The 20,000-nt window shown below is 43.9% G+C and carries 15 protein-coding genes and 1 pseudogene; 4 read left to right on the top strand and 12 right to left on the bottom strand.

Annotated elements, in window-relative coordinates; all coding sequences use genetic code 11:
• Positions 1-229: 229 nt before the first annotated feature.
• The 12 genes from lysS to pth form a co-directional block, all read right to left on the bottom strand.
• The gene (lysS, locus tag IWT5_RS11430) at positions 230-1,702 is read right to left on the bottom strand and encodes a lysine--tRNA ligase (RefSeq protein ID WP_089110079.1); all 1,473 of its coding nucleotides are present in this window, start codon (positions 1,700-1,702) and stop codon (positions 230-232) included.
• Between the two features lie 112 nt (positions 1,703-1,814).
• Complete coding sequence (gene dusB, locus IWT5_RS11435) at positions 1,815-2,810, bottom strand: tRNA dihydrouridine synthase DusB (protein ID WP_089110067.1); 996 nt, start codon at positions 2,808-2,810, stop codon at positions 1,815-1,817.
• 92 nt (positions 2,811-2,902) lie between these two features.
• Positions 2,903-3,781: an Hsp33 family molecular chaperone HslO gene (gene hslO, locus IWT5_RS11440; protein ID WP_089110068.1), complete on the bottom strand. Its 879-nt coding sequence runs from the start codon at positions 3,779-3,781 to the stop codon at positions 2,903-2,905.
• A 346-nt stretch (positions 3,782-4,127) separates the two neighbouring features.
• Positions 4,128-6,275, bottom strand: a complete 2,148-nt coding sequence (gene ftsH / locus IWT5_RS11445; protein ID WP_089110069.1) for an ATP-dependent zinc metalloprotease FtsH — start codon at positions 6,273-6,275, stop codon at positions 4,128-4,130.
• A gap of 143 nt (positions 6,276-6,418) precedes the next feature.
• Positions 6,419-6,958: a hypoxanthine phosphoribosyltransferase gene (gene hpt, locus IWT5_RS11450; RefSeq protein ID WP_089110070.1), complete on the bottom strand. Its 540-nt coding sequence runs from the start codon at positions 6,956-6,958 to the stop codon at positions 6,419-6,421.
• Between the two features lie 13 nt (positions 6,959-6,971).
• The gene (gene tilS / locus IWT5_RS11455) at positions 6,972-8,327 is read right to left on the bottom strand and encodes a tRNA lysidine(34) synthetase TilS (RefSeq protein ID WP_089110071.1); all 1,356 of its coding nucleotides are present in this window, start codon (positions 8,325-8,327) and stop codon (positions 6,972-6,974) included.
• 91 nt (positions 8,328-8,418) lie between these two features.
• Complete coding sequence (locus IWT5_RS11460) at positions 8,419-8,928, bottom strand: S1 domain-containing RNA-binding protein (protein ID WP_089110072.1); 510 nt, start codon at positions 8,926-8,928, stop codon at positions 8,419-8,421.
• Between the two features lie 168 nt (positions 8,929-9,096).
• Positions 9,097-9,483, bottom strand: coding sequence for an FtsB family cell division protein (locus tag IWT5_RS11465; protein ID WP_089110073.1), 387 nt, complete (start codon positions 9,481-9,483; stop codon positions 9,097-9,099).
• Positions 9,484-9,652: 169 nt separating this feature from the next.
• The gene (locus IWT5_RS11470; RefSeq protein WP_089110074.1) at positions 9,653-9,925 is read right to left on the bottom strand and encodes an RNA-binding S4 domain-containing protein; all 273 of its coding nucleotides are present in this window, start codon (positions 9,923-9,925) and stop codon (positions 9,653-9,655) included.
• Between the two features lie 15 nt (positions 9,926-9,940).
• Positions 9,941-11,521, bottom strand: a complete 1,581-nt coding sequence (locus IWT5_RS11475) for a putative polysaccharide biosynthesis protein (protein ID WP_089110075.1) — start codon at positions 11,519-11,521, stop codon at positions 9,941-9,943.
• Between the two features lie 7 nt (positions 11,522-11,528).
• Complete coding sequence (gene mfd / locus IWT5_RS11480; protein WP_439959110.1) at positions 11,529-15,041, bottom strand: transcription-repair coupling factor; 3,513 nt, start codon at positions 15,039-15,041, stop codon at positions 11,529-11,531.
• A gap of 13 nt (positions 15,042-15,054) precedes the next feature.
• Positions 15,055-15,612, bottom strand: coding sequence for an aminoacyl-tRNA hydrolase (gene pth / locus IWT5_RS11485; protein WP_089110076.1), 558 nt, complete (start codon positions 15,610-15,612; stop codon positions 15,055-15,057).
• 424 nt (positions 15,613-16,036) lie between these two features.
• On the opposite strand from pth, the gene IWT5_RS11490 reads away from it, so the two are divergent.
• From IWT5_RS11490 to IWT5_RS11505, 4 genes and pseudogenes are all read left to right on the top strand, one after another.
• Positions 16,037-16,990, top strand: a complete 954-nt coding sequence (locus IWT5_RS11490) for an L-lactate dehydrogenase (RefSeq protein ID WP_191981315.1) — start codon at positions 16,037-16,039, stop codon at positions 16,988-16,990.
• Positions 16,991-17,312: 322 nt separating this feature from the next.
• Positions 17,313-18,695 (top strand): L,D-transpeptidase family protein, encoded by a 1,383-nt coding sequence (locus IWT5_RS11495; protein ID WP_089110077.1) that lies wholly within the window; start codon positions 17,313-17,315, stop codon positions 18,693-18,695.
• Positions 18,696-18,942: 247 nt separating this feature from the next.
• Positions 18,943-19,584: a cyclic di-AMP binding protein CbpA gene (gene cbpA / locus IWT5_RS11500; protein ID WP_089110078.1), complete on the top strand. Its 642-nt coding sequence runs from the start codon at positions 18,943-18,945 to the stop codon at positions 19,582-19,584.
• Between the two features lie 212 nt (positions 19,585-19,796).
• Positions 19,797-20,000: pseudogene (locus IWT5_RS11505) on the top strand (ISL3 family transposase); the annotation flags it as partial.

Consider the following 20,000-nt stretch of genomic DNA (forward strand, 5'->3'; position numbering starts at 1 on the left):
CGGAAATTTAGAGTAAGAGTACTTTATACCTTGCACATCAAAACTAAAAAAGTCCTAATCACAAAATAGTGATTAGAACTAATTTAAGAAATTTACCAACAACAGTTGTCAAAGAGCCTTAGTTTGGGTCTTCAGCTCCAAACGCAGCAGCTACAAAAACCGGCCTAACCACAAGCAAAATATGCTCGTGGTTAGGCCGGCCAATATTATATAGAATAAAAATGTCAGCTTATTCTTCTGGACGCATCGTTGGGAACAATAGAACATCTCGAATTGAGTCTGCATCAGTCAGTAACATGACTAACCGATCAATCCCAATGCCGAGTCCACCAGTAGGCGGCATACCGTATTCCAATGCTTCGATGAAGTCCTCATCAATTCCTTCAGCTTCATCATTACCTTCAGCACGTTCCTTGACCTGTGCCTCGAAACGTTGACGCTGATCAATAGGATCGTTCAGTTCAGTAAAGGCATTGGCAAATTCATTACCAGCAATATAGAGCTCGAATCTGTCAGTAAAGCGAGGATCTTCTGGATTCTTCTTTGCTAATGGTGAAATTTCAACTGGATGGCCGTACACAAAAGTAGGTTGATCTAACTTAGGTTGTACCAGCTCTTCAAAGAAAGCATTAATAATATGACCAACTGCCCAATAGTTTTCGTAGTGAATACCATGGTCATCAGCCAGCTTACGTGCATCTTCAACGCTCATTTTAGGCCAGAAATCCACACCTGTGTATTGCTTAATAGCATCTACCATGTGAATCCGTGCAAAGTCCTTGTTCAGATCAATTTCGTTTCCTTGATAGGTAACCACACCATTATCGGTGACAGCGTTAGCGGCCGCTTTGAAAATGCCTTCGGTTTCATTCATCACATCATGGAAATCAAAATAAGCCACGTAGGTTTCAAGCATCGTAAATTCAGGGTTATGACGGGTATCCATCCCTTCGTTCCGGAATACGCGACCAATTTCGTACACGCGTTCCATCCCACCAACAATCAATCGCTTTAAATGGAGTTCCAAAGCGATACGAAGGTAAAGATCAATATCTAACGCGTTATGGTGAGTGATAAATGGCCGTGCATTAGCACCACCAGCTTGATTATGAAGGACTGGTGTTTCGACTTCGAGAAAATCGTTGCCATCTAGATAACTCCGAATGGCTGTAATGATCTTGCTACGTTTCTTAAAACGGTCAAAGCTTTCCGGATTAGAAATCAAATCCAAATAACGTTGACGGTAGATTTGTTCCTTGTTTTGTAACCCATGGAACTTATCAGGCAACGGGCGTAGCGCTTTAGAAAGAAACGTCAGCTTAGTTGCCCGAATCGTCAGTTCACCCATGTCAGTTTTAATGATGTCACCTTCGATACCCAAGTGATCACCAATGTCAGAACGCTTGAAAATATGATAAATTTCATCGCCCAGAATATCTTTCCGAACGTAAATTTGAATCTTTCCAGTGCGGTCTTGTATGTCAGCAAAGCCAACTTTACCCTTACCACGTTTAGAGACCATCCGTCCAGCAATCACTGCAGTTTTTTTTAAGCCATTGAGTTCATCCTTATCGTCATCTTCAAACTCTTTGTGCAATTGCGCTGCTAAATAAGTTCGCTCAAATCGGTGACCAAAGGGATCGATCCCCTCTTCACGCAGTTCGTTCATCTTTTCGCGACGAACTCGTAGTTGGTCATTCATTTCTTTATCTTTTCCAGCCACACTAATACCTCCATCTTATAATAACTAGTCCGCTATTAATTTTGACAACCCTCAATAAAAAAAGCAAGCTCTTTTGCCTGCTTTTTTAAAATTATCGGCTATTAGCGGCTAAAGCTGACAATTTCTCTAAAAATGCATCGAAAATGTCATTCATTTCTTGTTCTGATTCAGCGTTATTCAAAGCCGCCTTAGTCCGTGCTGAATGTGAAATTCCCTTTAAATAGTACGCAGCCTGACCCCGGAACTCACGCGGGCCAACATAATCACCCTTCAGTTCGACTAACCGGTGTAAATGTTCCTTGGCTGTTTGAATTTTCTTTGCTGGTGACGGTTCATCTAACAATTCACCAGTGGCAAGGTAATGTTCAGTCTGATGAAGCATCCACGGATTTCCCATTGCTGCTCGGCCGATCATAACCGCATCCGCCCCAGTATGGTCTAACATTCGTTTAGCGTCCTCAGCTGATTTAACATCCCCATTAGCCATAAATGGAATGGTAAGCTGGTCAGCCACTTCCTTTAAGATATCCCAGTTAGCGTGACCTTGATACAGTTGTTTACGGGTCCGCCCGTGCATGGCAAGTGCCGAGGCGCCCGCACGTTCGGTAGCTAAGGCATTTTCTACCGCATAAATATGTTTGTCATCCCAACCGGTCCGCATTTTAACCGTAACAGGCTTTTTAACGGCATCAGTCACATAAGAGACCATTTCATAGACCTTATTTGGATCAAGTAGCCATTTAGCGCCAGCATCAGTCTTAACGACTTTATTAACGGGACAGCCCATATTGATATCAATAATATCTGCAGCCGTATTTTGATCCACAAACTTGGCAGCTTGGACTAACGTTTCTTTGGTCCCACCGAAAATTTGAATACTCATTGGATGTTCGCTGGCATCTACAAACATCATTTCCAACGTCTTTTTATTATGGTACATAATGCCACGGTCTGAAATCATTTCGCAGACAACTAAGCCCGCACCAAATTCCTTACAGATTACACGAAAAGCGGAGTTAGTCACCCCAGCCATTGGTGCAACAACGACTTGATTTGCAATTTTAACGTCGCCGATTTGCCATTCCATATGCTCACCTCTAAATATTCTTTGTCTGACTCATTTTCTGCGTTAGCTATCATAGCACATTCTGCTAAGAACTGGCTACCAACAATAGTGAATTACATTTTAGCTAAAATAACCTTTAGTTCATCTTCACTAAATTCGTACTTGTTCTTGCAGAAATTGCAAACCGTTTCAGCGTGATGATCTTCATTAATGATTTCTTGGAGCTGCTTTTTAGAAATACTTGCCAATGCCTGGCTAAACTGATCCTTTGAACAGTCACACTTAAACGAAACTGGCATCTTATCGAGAATTTTAACATTCTCTTGACCGAACAACAGGTTGAGCATGTCCTCAGGCTTTTGACCGTCTAAGAGTAATTCAGAAACCATTGGGACCTCTTTCAAGCGTTTCTCCAGATGACTGATAGCTTCATCCTTAGCACCTGGCATGACCTGTACTAAAAAGCCGCCAGCCACTTTAATGCTGTTATCGTCATTAACAAATACGGACACGCCAACAGCTGAAGGGATCTGTTCTGATTGTGCTAAATAATAAGTAAAATCATCACCGATTTCACCCGATGCGAGCGGTACTTGACCCGTATACGGTTTGTCTAGGCCCAGATCCTTGGTAACTGAAAGTGAACCTTCCACCCCCACAGCTTTAGCCACATCGATCTTATGCCGTTTGTTTAATGGTAAATTAACGTGCGGGTTCTGCAAATAACCCTTAACAGTCCCATTTGCGTTTCCATCAGCTACGATGCCGCCCACTGGTCCGCCACCATTAATACGCACGGTCAAGGTATCGTCCCCCTTTAATACGGATGACGATAACATTAGCGTTGCAATCAGCGTCCGGCCCAAAGCGGCTGAAGCGGCTGACCAAGTATCATGACGTTGCTGTGCTTCACGAACTAATTCAGTTGCGTCAACGGCATAGGCACGGAATTGACCATCATCCACAACACTTTTAAGTAAATAATCTGACATAGTTTCCTCCTAAAAGAATTTCTAGAGTAGTATAACACAAGGTGTGGAAGCTGGCGGTTAGAAAGTGGTGTATAGCGGTGGAACGGTAGAAATCCCGTCCTTGGATTTATGCCGATTCACTGCTATATGCAACTTTCTGCCAGCTGGAACCCAATTAACACAAGGTGTGGAAGCTGACGATTAGAGAGCGAAATGCAGTGGTGAGAGGGGAGAAATCCCGATCTTGGATTTATGCCCTCTCATTACTGTATGCAGCTCTCTGTCAGCTGAAACCTCTTAAACATAACTCGTTTTATTCAAAACCCACAAAAAAGCGCAAGCCCTCGGCCTGCGCTTCTTATCAATTCTAATCTTCCCCATCATCCGAATGATCAGTTGGATCATCAGTATGCGGTTGATTTGAATCGTCCTTCTCAGAATCATCCTGAGCCGGTTTTTGATCACTTTCAGAATCTGATTTAGGTTCATCAGATTTTTGATCAGTTTTTTCTTGAATTTTAGCTTGTCGTTCCGCTTCACGCCGTTCAAGTTCGCGCTTGGACTGTTCGAAGGTGGCAGCTTTTTCACTAGGAAATTCACTGTCTTCTTGCGTGTCTGGCATTTTCCCAGTGTTATAAAGACTAAGAATCTGCTTTTCATCCAAGGTTTCATACTTCAACAGTGCTTCAGCAATGATCTTATGTTGTTCACGGTGCTCAGAAAGGATCTTCTTCGCAGTGGCGTGAGCTTCATTAGTTAAACGACGAACTTCTTCATCAATCGTTGCAGCGGTTTCTTGTGAGTAGGCTGGACCTTGACCATAGTTGGCACCAGCAAACGGCTGGGCACCGGCGCTCTCAAGAGCAACCGTCCCGACTTTTTCACTCATCCCATACTGGGTAACCATTGCACGGGCAATTTGAGTTGCCTGTTCAAAGTCATTAGAGGCACCAGATGATTCTGAATGGAAGATTAGCTCTTCAGCTGTCCGACCACCCATCAGGCCTGCCATTTGTTCTTCAGCATCCTTCTTACTCATCAGCATCTGATCTTCACGAGGCAGCATAATGGCGTACCCGCCAGCACGTCCACGAGGAACAATCGTTACCTTATGGACAACCCGGGCATCGTTAAGAACTAACCCAACGATCGTATGTCCGGCTTCATGATAAGCAACAGTTTCCCGTTCCTTCTTGCTGATAACCCGATTACGTTTGGCGGGTCCAGCAATGACCCGGTCTTCAGCTTCATCAATATCAGAAGCGTCGATCTGAGTCTTGTTACGACGAGCCGCTAACAAGGCACCTTCATTCAGAAGGTTTTCCAAGTCGGCACCAACGAAACCTGGCGTTTGCTTAGCAATTTCCTTTAAGTCGACATCATTAGCCAATGGTTTGTTACGTGAGTGAACCTTTAAAATAGCTTCACGACCGTTAACGTCAGGACGACCAACTAAGATCTTCCGGTCGAAACGACCAGGACGAAGCAAAGCAGGATCCAAAACATCGGAACGGTTAGTAGCTGCCATGACAATGACACCTTCATTACCGGTAAAACCATCCATTTCAACCAGCAACTGGTTCAGGGTTTGTTCACGTTCATCGTGACCGCCGCCCATTCCAGCACCACGTTGACGCCCAACGGCATCAATTTCATCAATAAAGATAATCGATGGCGCGTTCTTCTTGGCCTGATCAAACAAGTCACGAACACGGCTGGCACCAACCCCGACGAACATTTCAACGAAGTCAGAACCAGAAATTGAGTAGAATGGGACACCAGCTTCACCGGCAACCGCTTTAGCCAGCAAAGTCTTACCAGTACCAGGAGGCCCCTCTAGTAACACACCAGATGGGATCCGCGCACCCAATGAAACGAATTTACGCGGATCTTTCAGGAATTCAACAACTTCCACCAATTCCTGTTTCTCTTCTTCTTCACCAGCGACATCAGTAAAGCGAACTTTGTTTTCTTTACTGTCCGTTGGTTTTGCTTTGGACTTGCCAAAGTTCATGACTTTGCCATTCCCGCCACCTTGGCCGGCCTGACCCATCATCATGTAGAAGAAGAAAATGAACGCCAGAAGAGGCAAAACGTAAACTAATAAGTTTACCCAGAAGCCACTGGACTCTTCAGGTTTCGTATTCATTTTCACGTTATGATCCCTAGCATAACGTGTGACTTCAGTGACACTGGAGTTGTTTTGCAACATCGCAGTACTGAAGCTTGTCACCTTAGAACTGGTGTTACCCCCAAGGGTAAAGCCAGTCTGAGTCTTAGCCTTTTGCGCTTTTCGATATTCACCAGTGACCTTATAAACGCCACCAGAAGGTTGAACAGAAAAGTTCTTCACCTTGTTCTCTTTTAGTTGTTGGATAAACTCGCTTGATTGAATCTCTTGGGATTGCGAGCTTGAGTTATTTCCTTGGAAGAAGTAAATAACACCCATGACCAACAAGAAGATCACAATGTAGAAAAGACTATTTCGAAAAAGGCCATTTCTTCGATTGTTCATTTAGTGCCTCCTTACTTCAATTCCCTTATGTATTGGGAATGAAACTGAGGGACGATTCCCCCGTTGATAAAAATTATACTATCACATTTGACCTTATTTGACTAATGTTTTATCCAGAAATTTGACCTTTTTTGACCAATTCCTCATTTCGTATAGATTTCTGGTTTTAAAACCCCAACATACGGTAGGTTTCGGTAGTATTCAACGTAGTCAAGGCCATACCCAACCAGAAACTCATTAGGAACATTGAACCCTACGTAATCGGCCTTTGCCTCAACTACCCGTCCTTCTGGTTTATCCAAAAGTGTGCAAACTTTTAGGGATTTAGGATGCCGTTCGGTTAACCGTTTATTCAAATAAGCGAGTGTTCGGCCACTGTCCAAAATATCTTCAATGACAATCACGTCCCGGCCACTAATATCGGTATCGATATCGTGAACTAAAGTGATCTCGCCGGTTGAAGCTGTTCCGCCATGGTAACTGGAAACATCAATAAAATCGATGTCAGCAAGAAAATCCATCTCCCGCAACAGATCCGTCATGAAAAAAATAACACCCTTCAAAACACCGATGAACAGCGGTTTCTTGCCTGCGTAATCCCGAGTGATTTCAGCCCCCAGACGTTGACAGGCAGCCTTGATGTCTTCTTGGCTGTATAATACACGCTCGATATCGTTATTCATTAATTTTGCTCCTCTAGTCAGATTGTTTTACTACCAGTTCGTAGTTAGGTTCTGAAAAATCACGGGCGCTGCGCTGCAACCCAATGAGCCACAAAACCTCGCCCTTAGCACTCACAGCAACTAATTGCTTTGAGCGTTGTGCTTGCGGGACTTTATGGTCGATTAAAATTCGCCGCACCGACTTATGACCGCCACTAGCCAGCTTTACTTGGTCCACTGGTCTAGCTTGCCTGATTTGTAAAGGCAGTTCAGCCGGCTTCAAATTAAGTGCCATCTGACAGCGGTCAGGCTTTGACGTTAAACGAAACGGCATCAAACGCACCTGCAACCCCCGTGATAACGGAACCCACTGGTTAGATATTACCACAATTTTATCAGCTGGAATGTCATTTGTGGGAACTTTTAATTCTGCTTTAATTGAAAAGTGATGATAGTCTTTTTCCAAAACTTGTGAGTGCGTTAAATTTAGTTGACCGTTTGGCTTTTTATCGTTTTTTAGCAATTGTACTGCTTCATCCAAGTAAGCTTCTTTAATAGGAATTTGTTCATGTCGAAAAATGGTCTTCAGCACAAATCGCTGCTGAATAGCTGATAACTTTCGCCACCGATCGACACTGTATGTCTGAGTATCAACACTGATCTGGCTTAAAAGTTCCTCTTCCCGCTCATGTGCCAGCTGAATAACCGCCGTCAGCTGATCACTATACGCTTTAACGTGCGTGAGAAAAGCCGGATTTTCTTGCTTGAGTCCCGGGATCAACTGATGTCTTATCCGATTACGTAACACATTATCATCATCGTTAGTCTCATCTTCAAACCAGGTTAACTGGTGCTGTTTAGCATATGCTCTGAGCTGGCCCTTGCTAAAGGCTAGCAAAGGCCTGATTAACTGACCTGTTTTAAACGGCTGAGCGGGTAAAATCCCCTGCAGCTGTGCCAGTTGACCACCCCGTACCAGCTTCATCAGGACCGTTTCAGCTTGATCATCCGCGTGATGGGCAGTCAATAATGAACTGGCATGATATTTAACCATGAGCTTCGTAAAAAATTCGTAGCGAAAACGACGAGCGGCAGCCTCAATTCCCCTTTTCGGGTGATCAGCCATTGGCCAACGAGTGGTCGCCAGTTCAATCTGATGTTCCCGACAATACTCACTAATAAATTGCTCTTCAACTTGGCTTTGCTGACGTAACTGATGGTTAACATGGGCCACCACTAATCTAGGACGGACGCTGAGTGGCAACTGCTGCATCAAGGTTAATAATGTCATAGAGTCAACTCCTGTTGAAACCGCGACAATGGCGACCTGGTCCGAACGAAACCAATTTGCTTGAATGACCGCTGAGTTAAATTGTTCTGAAATATCCATCTTGATTACCTCATCAATATAAAAAAGAAGCCTCCGTTACAAAACGGCTGTTTTGCGAACGGACGCTTCAGTTCAATTGTTGTCTGATTAATTAGCTCCGACGGCCGCCACGACCACCGCGTTTACCTTCAGTATTGCGCTTAAGGGTTGCTAATCGGTCTTCACTTTCCTTTAGAAAGCCGGACATTAAATCGTCGAAACTCTCCTTATGGTTTGAACTCGAGTGGCTGCTATTCCGGGCATGTCCACCACCGTTGTTGCTGTTACGATAATGGCTATTGCTGCCACCATGGTAATTATTGCTATTTTCATGATGTTCGTGTTCACGATGCTCGTGGTGTTCGTGCTCTGAATGTGCTTCCGGCTTATCTTCCGCCTTACGAATCGATAACGCAATTTTGCCATCGTCACCGATATTCAAAACCTTCACCGTTACTTTATCGCCAACGCTTAAAACATCATGAATGTCTTTTACGAAGCCATCTGAGACTTCACTGATGTGCACTAATCCGGTTTTATGTTCACCTAAATCAATGAATGCACCAAAATTTGTGATGCCTGAAACCTTACCAGCAACTTTTGCTCCAACCTCGATTGCCATAAACAAGAATTTCCTCCTTAAATTGGTACTAACAGTATAGCACATTTCTCGCAAAACAAGCCTGAACGCCAAACGGTTATTTAATCAAAATCTCATTTAAGCATAAAAAATGAAGCCGGTAAACAAGTTCACACTTGAAACCAACTTCACTTTAGTCCTCACACTTACTTACTTCGCCGTGACGTCATTTGCTTTGTCGTTAGGTAAACTGTAAATGGTTTCGCCAGACTTAGCAAAATAATATTTCGAGCGAATGAGGTTTTCTAAATAATCCTTGTTATTCAAGAGTTTGACATGTTCATTAAGATCTTGATGGGTTTGCTTCACCCGTGCTAGCTTTTGCTGCTGACGTGCGATTTGGACGTTAGTCTGGCTCATCGCGTTCTTGGCATGAACAATTTGAACACCCAGGACGAGAAAAACGAGGCAAAATGCACCAATAATCTTCAAAGCCCGTTTCTTACGTTGTTTACTCAAATGCGTTCGATGCTCATGCTGATTAGCCTGCCTTGTGTATTGATTATCAAGCTGCGTAATTTTCGACCGTTTAACCATTTTAACGCCCCCCACGTCAATATCCTCATACTGAAGTATATCAACGATATTAGGGGTTGTCTATGAGATTTAAAGCGGATTCACGGAATGTCACAGAACTGTAATAGTATAATGCCGAAAGTTAACGGTTTCGTTCACAATAGCATTAATTGTCTAATATAATCCGTTACTACTCGTTACGGTAATCTTTTTCGTAGTCTTCACTTACGATTTTAAACATGTTTTCGGCATCTTGCTTCTTAGTTGTCTCCAGTAATTGAAGCACCTGAACCGTTAAGGTCTTATTGCCAAACTTGATGACTAAGCGATCGTTGGGTGACACGTCGGTAGAGGATTTCGCAACCCGGTCATTGATCGTGATTCTTCCTTGATCCGCAATTTCCTTAGCAACGGTTCTCCGTTTGATAATACGTGACACTTTTAGAAATTTATCTAATCTCATCATGAACCTCCAGGTTTATTTTTTAAACCAGCGTAACCAATGATTGGCTTTGGGTAACAGCAACCATTCACGTAACGTCAGTAAGTTTAATTTTAAAGCAAGTAACATAAAGACTAGCACGCCCACCAAAATACCTAGGCTTGCATCAAACAAGGCAGCCATTCGTGGCGACCAAGCAGCCGTCAACCAGTTGCCAATTGGCATCGCCACTCTAACAGCCCCCATCATTATCAGGGAAATCAAAAGTAGTTTACCTAAGAAACCCCTTTTAAAAGCAGCTAGATTTTCGTTGCGTAATTGATGCCTTAGAAAGCCTGCCATGCCCAATAACGCGACAACCGTTACCCAGCTAGCACCGATTGCACCAAAACGTACAACTGCCCACTGATTAAACATAATTTTGATCAATAAGCCGATGGCTAGGCCCGCAATCGTCACCATAAATTGATTAAGGCTTTGCAAAATACTGTTATCAATCATAATCAGCGTGGCTAGGATAATGCTTAACACGTACACCGACAGCATCCGATTTCCTTGCTGGTTGCCAAATAGCAAAACATTAACTTCCGGCATCAAGGCAATCAGCCCAACTGAGGCTGCCGTAGCAATCGCCACACTGATCCTAACGACCGTATTGGCCTGCCGAACAAATTGCGAATGGAAACCGCGGTTTAACGTTTCGGTTAAGGATGGCAAAAGTGATGATGAAAACGAAGTCGCAACGACTAAGCCAAGTTGAACAAGTGGTTGGCCACGGTCATACACCCCTTTGATTGATTTGGCGATCATCGATGGCAGGCCCTGAATCATCAGTCCACGCATGACCGTAAAGGAATCAACCAGCTGGAGTAACACCATCATTGATGCAAACAGGCTGATAGTGCCCCCCTCTATGAGCATCCGTTTGGCTAAGTGGCCATAGCTTGATAGCACCGGCCGCTTTATCGCAGCTGTCACTTTTAGGTGACGTGCTCGCACCGCATACAACATAACGGCTGACGCAAAAATGGCCGCAATCGGCGCACTGCTCATGGCCCAAGTTCCCATTTTATAAACGTTCCATCGCTGGCTCATCGCCCAGTAAGCAACGACCAAAATCACTGTCACCCGAATAGCCTGCTCAACTAACTGAGACAGCGCGGTTGGCCGCATATCGTACTGACCTTGAAAATAGCCGCGGCTGATCGCTAAAAATGGAGAAAAAAGGAACATCCAGCTAACTGAACGAATAATTGGTGTCAGACTCGGATCCCCCATTGTGCTGGCAATAGGAAGTGCAAACCCCTGCAAAAACAGAAACAAGGCAACTGAAAACCCAGCTAAAATAATAAACAGCCTTGAAATCAGGGTCAGTTTATTCTCTGCTGATTCGTTTTCCGCCACTAATTTTGAAATAAACATTGGCAAACCGCTCAAGGCAAAGGTCATACCAATCCCATAAATAGGATAAATTTGCTGATACACATAGAAACCGGTGTTCCCAACCATGTTTTGGAAAGGGACCCGATAAACCGCGCTCAAAATTTTGGCAATGAGTGACGCCACTGAAAGTAACAATGCACCCTGCATCACTGTTTTCATTGATTTACGTTGCATAGTTCACCTATTTCGTCGTTTGAACTGCCATTTCGCTTAAAGCTTTGACGAACTGATTCAGCTCATTCATCCAGTTGTCCTGCGTCATCTTTGGCTGAATCACTAATTTAACGACCAGTTTATCATTCGACAAGCCAACCGTCGCTCTCAACTTAGTGTTAGCTAGCGCTTTAAAGACGTCTTCGCCACTAAAGCGTTCCGTTCCCTTAGCGGAAAAAATGACTTCGATTTGATCCTTGATTCGATGAATCTTCTCAATGAGAGCTTCATCTGCCTGAAGCTTAACTTGGCTGATTGTCAGTAAGTTTGTCACTTCAGCCGGATACTCGCCAAACCGATCAATCAGATCATTTTGCACTTCGGTAATATCCTCTGGCCCTTCAATTTGCCTAATTCGTTTGTACATTTCAATTTTTTGCTGCTGATCACCAATATACGTTTCTGGCAGATAAGCTTCCAATCCCAGTTCAACGGTAGTATCCGTCTTGGGCTTGGCCGTTTTACCCTGCTTCTTAGAAACGGCATCGGTCAGCATTTGCGTGTATAGATCATAACCAACTGAATCAATAAAGCCACTCTGCTGCTTACCTAAAAGATTGCCGGCACCACGAATAGAGAGGTCACGCATCGCAATCTTGAAGCCGGAACCTAATTCGGTAAAATCTTTGATGGCTTCCAGCCGTTTTTCACTGACTTCCGTTAACACTTTGTTGGGCTGATACATAAAATACGAATAAGCCACCCGGTTACTTCGACCAATCCGGCCACGTAACTGATAAAGCTGTGAAAGCCCCATGTGATCAGCATCTTCAACAAACAGTGTGTTGGCGTTAGGAATGTCCATCCCAGTTTCGATGATCGTTGTCGTGACCAGGACATCGTATTCACCACGAATGAAGTCGTACAAAATACCTTCTAGCTGGGCCTCAGTCATTTGACCGTGAATATAGGCAACCTCTGCGTCAGGCACGAGTGCTTTGATCTGACTAACCGTTTCTTCGATATCACCCACCCGGTTATGCAGATAAAAGACTTGCCCGCCACGTTGCATTTCACGCCGAATACCGTCTTGAATCGCGCCAGCATTTTGTTCCATGACGTACGTTTGAATGGGGAAACGGTTGGCTGGAGGCGTTTCAATCACTGACAGGTCACGAACCCCCAGCATGGACATGTGCAAGGTTCGCGGAATTGGCGTCGCGGTCAGCGTCAAAACATCCACCTGAGACTTCATCTGCTTCAGCTTTTCTTTGTGTTTCACGCCAAAACGCTGTTCCTCGTCAACCAGCAACAAGCCTAGGTCCTTAAACTTAACGTCTTTAGACAATAACCGGTGCGTCCCGACAACAATATCCACACTGCCGTCTTCCAGGCCGTGAATAATTTGGTGAACTTCCTTCGTCGTTTGGAAACGTGACAAAATCGCAACGTTAACCGGAAAGCCTTCAAAACGATTCGTCATCGTATCGTAATGCTGCTGTGCCAAAATCGTTGTGGGCACTAAGAAAGCAACTTGTTTGCCAGCTTCAATCGCCTTAAAAGCAGCCCGTAAGGCCACTTCAGTTTTACCGTAGCCCACATCACCGACCAACAGGCGATCCATCGGCTTCGGCTTTTCCATATCGTGCTTGATTTCTTCAATGCTACGTAATTGATCAGGCGTTTCTGAGTATGGAAATTCGTTATCAAATTCCTCCTGATAAGTATCATCATGAGGAAAAGCATACCCTTTTTCTGAATCCCGTTTGGCGTAGAGTTCAATCAAGTCATCAGCAATATCTTCAATCTTTGCTGCCACTTTTTTCTTGGTCTTAGCCCAGTCAGAACCACCCAGTTTATTAATGTGCGGTTTCTTATCCTCAGAAGAGACGTACTTCTGAATCAAATTCAACTGCGTCACTGGAATAAAGAGTTTGGCATCGCTTTGGTAGGCAATGGTCATATAATCTTGATGCACACCATCGACTTCCAAAGTCTGCATGCCTTCAAATCGGCCGATCCCATGATTAACGTGAACGACATAATCGCCTGGTTTTAAGTCGGTGTAACTCTTCAACCGTTCGGCATTCTGCATGGTTTGCCGACGACGGTGGTGCTTAGTCACTTGTTTAAACATTTCGGCTTCAGTAATCACGACTAATTTAGCATCTGGTAACTCAAAGCCGGTTTGACTCGAAGCTGGGATGATCTGGACTTCTCCAGGCTGAATATCGCTTGCCTTAGTCATCACCGCATTAATACCAAAATCATCAAGCGTTTGTGAGACTTTATTGAGCCGCTCTTCATTTGCCATCATCATCACAACGGTTTGCTTCGATGCCTGCCAGCGATTAATTTCCTGTTTCAGTAATGGCATTTGACCAAAGAACTGCTGCATCGCACGCGTTTTAATATCAATTAATTGGGAAAAACGCATGTTACCCATACCCTTTTGGAAGAGTGCGAAGAAAATTTCGGCATGCTGATCACGCTTAAGGACGTCTTGAAAATGCAGGCCAAATTGCTGGTCACTAAAGATTTGATGAGCGCTTAACTTATCAACTGTCCAGTTGGCCTCATCCGTTTCCAGTTGCTTATTGGTATCCCGTAATCTGGGATAATCGTCAATGAGTAGTAGTCCGTTGTCACTCAGATAATCCAACAGATTCGTTTTACCGAAAAAGTTGTTTGCAAATAATCTTAATTCAGCTGAAACATCCCCCTTGGTTAAGGATTCAATCAGGGGGGTAATGCTATTTGCAAGTAAGTCGCCGTCTTCATCAGATAGCTGTTGTCGTTCTTTAGTTAACTTCTTATTTAATGTATCAGCAGCAGCCTGTCGTTGCTCAGGCGTCATCAGCAAATCGGTCACCGGATGAATCGTAACGGCGTCAATATTTTCAACACTGCGCTGCGTACTGGCGTCAAAGTGCCGCAATGAATCAATTTCGGTATCAAATAAGTCCATTCGAACGGGATATTCCGTATCCAGTGGATAGATATCAATAATCGAGCCACGAATTGCAAAGTCACCGGGACCATCGACGAGTTTTTGCCTGACATAGCCCATGCGTTGAAGACGGGCAGCTAAACCTTCTAAGTCAACATCACCGCCAGTTTTTAGTGGAATTTGCGCTTGGCTAAAAAGCTTAGGATCTGGCAACTGACGCCGTAAGCCTGATACTGAGGTGACAACGACTGCCGGCTTGTCTTGGACCAGCGCACTCAGCGCTTGAATCCGCTGACTTTGAAAGTCAGGCGAGCTAGTGGCAATCTCGGCAGCCAATAGTTCTTCGACTGGAAATTCATACAGCTGGTCAGCACCAAGCTGACTACTTAATTCATCTGCCAGCTGATCTGCATGGTACATTGTGTCAGTCACAAAAATCATGGGCCGCTGTTCTTTTTGCAGCAGCGTCTGAATCAACAGTGCCCGCGCTGAGCCAGCAATTCCCGTCAGCAATTCTCGGTCCTGATGCTCAAAGCCCGCGACTGCTTGTTGGTACTGCGGCATGTTTGCAAAAAAATCTGCAAGTTGCACTTAGCTTCACTCCTTAATTATACTGATTTTCTAAATCAGGAATCGTTTTCCCGTCAACCCAGTCAAACAGTGCGGCAACCGCGTGACCTGCAGCAATGTTAAAAGTTGCCCGCTGCTCTTCAGTAAATTTACCGAGCACGTAATTAACTACCGTACTTTTTTGGGGGTGCTGAATGCCGACCTTGATCCGGTTAAATTCACTGGTTCCTAAAGCCGCAATGATACTCTTAATACCGTTATGACCGCCGGCAGAACCCTTTGGCCGGATCCGGATTTTCCCTAATGGCATATCCATATCATCATGGACCACAATCAGATCATCAATATCCAGTTTATAAAACCGCATCAATGCCCCAACTGCACGGCCAGATTCGTTCATAAAAGTGGTCGGTTCAACCAGCATGACCTTTTCACCATTCACTTGTCCGGTTGCTAGCTTAGCTTCCATCTTACGGCTGGTGAACTGGAGTCCCGCCTTTTCTGCAAACTGCTCCACAACCATGAAACCAGTGTTATGACGTGTCTGCTTGTATTGTGGACCAATGTTTCCGAGTCCAACGATCATCTTCATTTTAAAATTCGCTCCCTATTTCTCTCATTTTTAACATTAAAACATGCAAAATAGCTGAACGGTAGTTTCAACCGTTCAGCGTAAAAAATTCTTACGAATTCGATGCCAAATATCATGTCAAAGTATAGCATACGTCACCGGCGAATGCATATTATCTTGTCCGACAACCGTCAGTGCAGATCACTTGATGATCCATTCGAAATATATAATGAAAAATCACAATGATCGCTTATACATCTACTTGCTCAATTAAAAGTCAAAAAAGATTTAATTACTGTTTTACCAGTAACCATTCAATTCATTTGCTTTCACAAACTCCAAAATGAAAGACTTAATTTCACAGTACTTTTTATTAGTAAGCGCTTACCATTCTATGATAAACTATCACTATTAACAAGTTACTATTTTGAAAGAGGTGGGTATATTGTCAAAATTTCATCAAAAAGTTGTCCTCGTTGGTGACGGTGCTGTGGGGTCAGCATACGCTTTTTCCCTCATGCAGCAAGGATTAGCTGAAGAGTTAGTAATCGTCGATGTGATCAAAGAACGTACTCGTGGTGATGCGCTGGATCTGGAAGACGCCCAGGTTTTCACAGCTCCTAAGAAAGTCTATTCCGGTGACTACAGTGATGCCAAAGACGCTGATTTAGTCGTCATTACTGCGGGTGCACCGCAAAAGCCCGGCGAAACTCGATTAGACCTCGTTGATAAGAACTTAAAAATCTTAAGTTCTATCGTTAAGCCCGTTGTTGATTCAGGTTTTGACGGTATCTTCTTAGTGGCAGCTAACCCAGTGGATATTTTAACCTATGCCACCTGGAAGTTCTCAGGTTTCCCGAAGAACCGGGTCATTGGTTCTGGCACTTCCCTCGATACCTCCCGTCTAAGAGTTGCTTTAGGCAAGAAGCTTAACTTAGATCCTCGTAGTATCGATGGCTACATTTTAGGAGAACATGGCGATACCGAATTTGCCGCCTATGATGAAGCCACAGTTGGCGCAAAACCACTGCGCCAAGTTGCTGAAGAACACGGGATCACCGATGCTGAACTGGCAGAAATTGAAGATCAAACGATGCACAAGGCCTACGAAATTATTAACACTAAGGGTGCTACCTATTATGGGGTTGCAACTTGCCTGATGCGGATCACCAAAGCCATCTTCCGTGATGAAAATGCCATTCTGCCCGTTGGTGCTGCACTAGACGGTGAATACGGCTTGGATGACATCTTCATCGGAACGCCAGGCATTATTAATGCTACCGGTTTGGCCGGTGTCATTGAAGTGCCACTTAGTGAGACTGAAAAAGCGAAAATGAAAGCTTCTGCAGAAACCTTAAAAAAGGTGACTCAGGAAGGTTTGGCAGCTCTCAATCAATAGTCTGATTCTCCTTTATCATTAAACTGATGCGGGGCTGTGCCATAAGTCTACGTCAACAAGGATTTAATCTAATTGCCCGACTTACACACAGCCGAAAATTTACTTTAGTTCCACTACTTGAATATAGCCTTAACCTGTTCCACAACTCAGATTCCAGAATATAACCGCAAATAACGCCATCCCGATAAAACCCATCGGAATGACGCTGTTTGCGGTTATATTCTGGAATCTACCGAGTTGTGTCGCAGCCTCGTTTATTAATAAATTGAGTTTTTACCGATTATGCCTTATCCTTATAAGTGACCATAAGGAGGATCAGAACATGACACATCGTTCACGTTGGGTCTCCGCGGGCCTAACCGTAATTATCATTTTAGGAATTGGTTACGGTTGGCGAACGGCCCATTATAATAGCCACTTCTTGAGTGACACCCAAATTGGTGGTATTCAAGTTGGTGGCCAGACTGCTGAACAGGCAGCCCAGACTTTAAAAACAAAGTTGGCAAATCAATCATATACAATTGAAGATCATTCTAAACCACTGACGCGATTTACGTCTCGCGAAGCTGGCGTTAAAGCCTACTCTTCAAGTCAGTTAAAACAGATGATTGCCAAACAAAATTCATTTAGCTGGCCGGCACACAGCGTTAGTGCTTCTGCTGATGATGAGCAATTAAGTGCCAGTGCGATGAATAACTCTGATTTGACTGCCTTGGCAGATCAAATCGTGCAAAAGGCCGCTGGTACTCAACGAACAGCCACTCATAACGCAACACTGGTTTATAAGGATCACCGGTTTATGGTTCAAAAGCCAGTATACGGAACGGAAGTTTCTGTATCATCCGTCAAAGCAGCGCTCACCAAAGCGATTGCAACCCATCAATCCACCATTAATCTATCTCAGGCCTACGTTAAGCCAACCGTATTAGCTAACAATAAGACCTTAGCCCACGCGAAGGACCAGGCCGAAAAGTTAGTCAAAAACCGGATCACATACCGGATTACGAACCACTCCGTTCGCGTCCCTAGTGACACGATTGGCAGTTGGTTAACGACCAGCAACGGTCGGATCTCAGCCTCAAATACTAAGATCAAACAGTATTTAACTAAACTGAGTTACCAATACGGAACCATTCATAAAACCCGTCATTTTAAAGCTCATGACGGCAGAATGGTTAAAGTTCCCGCTGGCTTATATGGCTGGAGCATCAAAGTTTCAGCTGAAACACCCATCCTTTCAAAAGCAGTCTTAGCCGGGAAGCCGATTACACGAACACCCGTGATTCAAGGAATGGGCTACCATAAAGATGGTTCCGACCTAGGCAGTACTTATATCGAGGTTTCAAAACCGGCCCAGCATATGTGGGTACACAAAAATGGTAAAATCATTATTTCAACACCAGTGGTTACGGGTAAGCCCGTTTCTGGTACAACGCCATCAGGTGTTTGGGACGTTTGGAGTAAACAACGAAATGCTGTCCTACGAGGTAAAAACGATGACGGCTCCAATTACGCGTCACCTGTAAGTTACTGGATGCCAATCGATAATACCGGCGTGGGTATTCATGACTCGCCATGGCAACCGCGTTATGGTGGTAACTGGTACTTGACCCATGGCTCACATGGTTGTGTTAACACACCGCCATCCGTTGTTGGTAAAGTTTACGCAGCTGTTCCATTGCACACTGCAGTCGTGATTTACTAATCAAAATAAAATTTAAAACATGATGGCTAGCTTACAGCTGACCATCATGTTTTTTAATCCCATCATTAACCGAAATAATAACTGATCTCTGAACGTCTGGTTCCCACCACAATTTTTGCGTTTTTTAATGTAAAGTGACCCTGATTCTCCCGACCATACCACTATTCAAGTTGTTTCACCCGTTAGTTTTATGGTATGATACTTCTAGTTTATTAGAGAGCTCTAATTATTTAGGAGGCTACACCCAATGTTGTTGAAATCCTTGATCAAGCCTAAAGAGCGTCTGGTGACCGTTCAGGAAAACGTCACTTTAGAAGAAGCCCTTAAGATACTTGAAGATTCCGGTTATCGTTGTGTCCCCATTGTGGATGAAACCGGGACGATTTTCCGAGGTAACATCTACAAAATGCACATCTATCGGCATAAATCACGTGGCGGTGATATGCAACTGCCCGTTACGACTTTACTGAAAAATGCAACTAAGTTCATCAAAATCGATGCGGCTTTCTTCAACGTCTTCTTTTCAATCAAAGATTTGCCATATATTGCGGTTCTTGATGCGGAAAACAAATTCTACGGTATCTTAACTCATACGCGTTTAATGGATATGCTTTCACAATCATGGAATGTCAATATTGGCTCTTATGTCCTGACCGTTGTATCGCCAGGTACCCGTGGTGATTTAGTCGGGATAGCTAAGATCATTACCAAATATACGAATATTGCCAGCGTGATCAGCTTAGATGCCCGTGACGGCGAGCTTGTCCATCGGATCATGTTCACTTTGCCAGCGGACGTTGATAAAGCTAAACTTGACCGGATCGTTCGGGCCCTTGAACGAAAAGATTTCAAAGTACCAGAAATTGAAAACTTAAACCATGAACTTTAGTTGTTCAGCTATCCTTTTAGTGCCAATCTCGAATCGAGGTTGGCGCTTTTTTAATCAAAAAAGGGTTCTACAATATCTGTTGTTGGTAATAGATTTTATCTATTACTGATAACAGATTTTTTGTTACACTACTATTTAATAAAAAACGGGCATTCCCGCCCATTCATTAAAATCAACCTCGACGAAGATTTCTAGAAGGAAGGAATACCCTTATGAATTATGATACTACGAAGTTGTTGCTAGGCATAGATGATAAACATGTAAAAATTAAAGGTGGTACTGAACGGGCTGATGGGGTTATCCAGATTACTGGTAAATTGACCTATCGGCCAAAGGCCTGTGTACATTGTGGCGTCATCAATGATCATACGATTATCAACTATGGTTGGCGGGAAACGAATGTCCGCTTTGTCCAA

Source organism: Secundilactobacillus mixtipabuli (assembly GCF_002217925.1).
Lineage (GTDB): Bacteria > Bacillota > Bacilli > Lactobacillales > Lactobacillaceae > Secundilactobacillus > Secundilactobacillus mixtipabuli.

Coding starts and splice junctions, on each gene's coding strand:
- IWT5_RS11475 (WP_089110075.1), bottom strand. CDS start 11,521: ATGCAACGTAAATCAATGAAAACAGTGATGCAGGGTGCATTGTTACTT.
- IWT5_RS11470 (WP_089110074.1), bottom strand. CDS start 9,925: ATGAGATTAGATAAATTTCTAAAAGTGTCACGTATTATCAAACGGAGA.
- IWT5_RS11460 (WP_089110072.1), bottom strand. CDS start 8,928: ATGGCAATCGAGGTTGGAGCAAAAGTTGCTGGTAAGGTTTCAGGCATC.
- dusB (WP_089110067.1), bottom strand. CDS start 2,810: ATGGAATGGCAAATCGGCGACGTTAAAATTGCAAATCAAGTCGTTGTT.
- lysS (WP_089110079.1), bottom strand. CDS start 1,702: ATGAATGACCAACTACGAGTTCGTCGCGAAAAGATGAACGAACTGCGT.
- pth (WP_089110076.1), bottom strand. CDS start 15,612: ATGAAGATGATCGTTGGACTCGGAAACATTGGTCCACAATACAAGCAG.
- ftsH (WP_089110069.1), bottom strand. CDS start 6,275: ATGAACAATCGAAGAAATGGCCTTTTTCGAAATAGTCTTTTCTACATT.
- tilS (WP_089110071.1), bottom strand. CDS start 8,327: ATGGATATTTCAGAACAATTTAACTCAGCGGTCATTCAAGCAAATTGG.
- hslO (WP_089110068.1), bottom strand. CDS start 3,781: ATGTCAGATTATTTACTTAAAAGTGTTGTGGATGATGGTCAATTCCGT.
- cbpA (WP_089110078.1), top strand. CDS start 18,943: ATGTTGTTGAAATCCTTGATCAAGCCTAAAGAGCGTCTGGTGACCGTT.
- IWT5_RS11465 (WP_089110073.1), bottom strand. CDS start 9,483: ATGGTTAAACGGTCGAAAATTACGCAGCTTGATAATCAATACACAAGG.
- IWT5_RS11495 (WP_089110077.1), top strand. CDS start 17,313: ATGACACATCGTTCACGTTGGGTCTCCGCGGGCCTAACCGTAATTATC.
- hpt (WP_089110070.1), bottom strand. CDS start 6,958: ATGAATAACGATATCGAGCGTGTATTATACAGCCAAGAAGACATCAAG.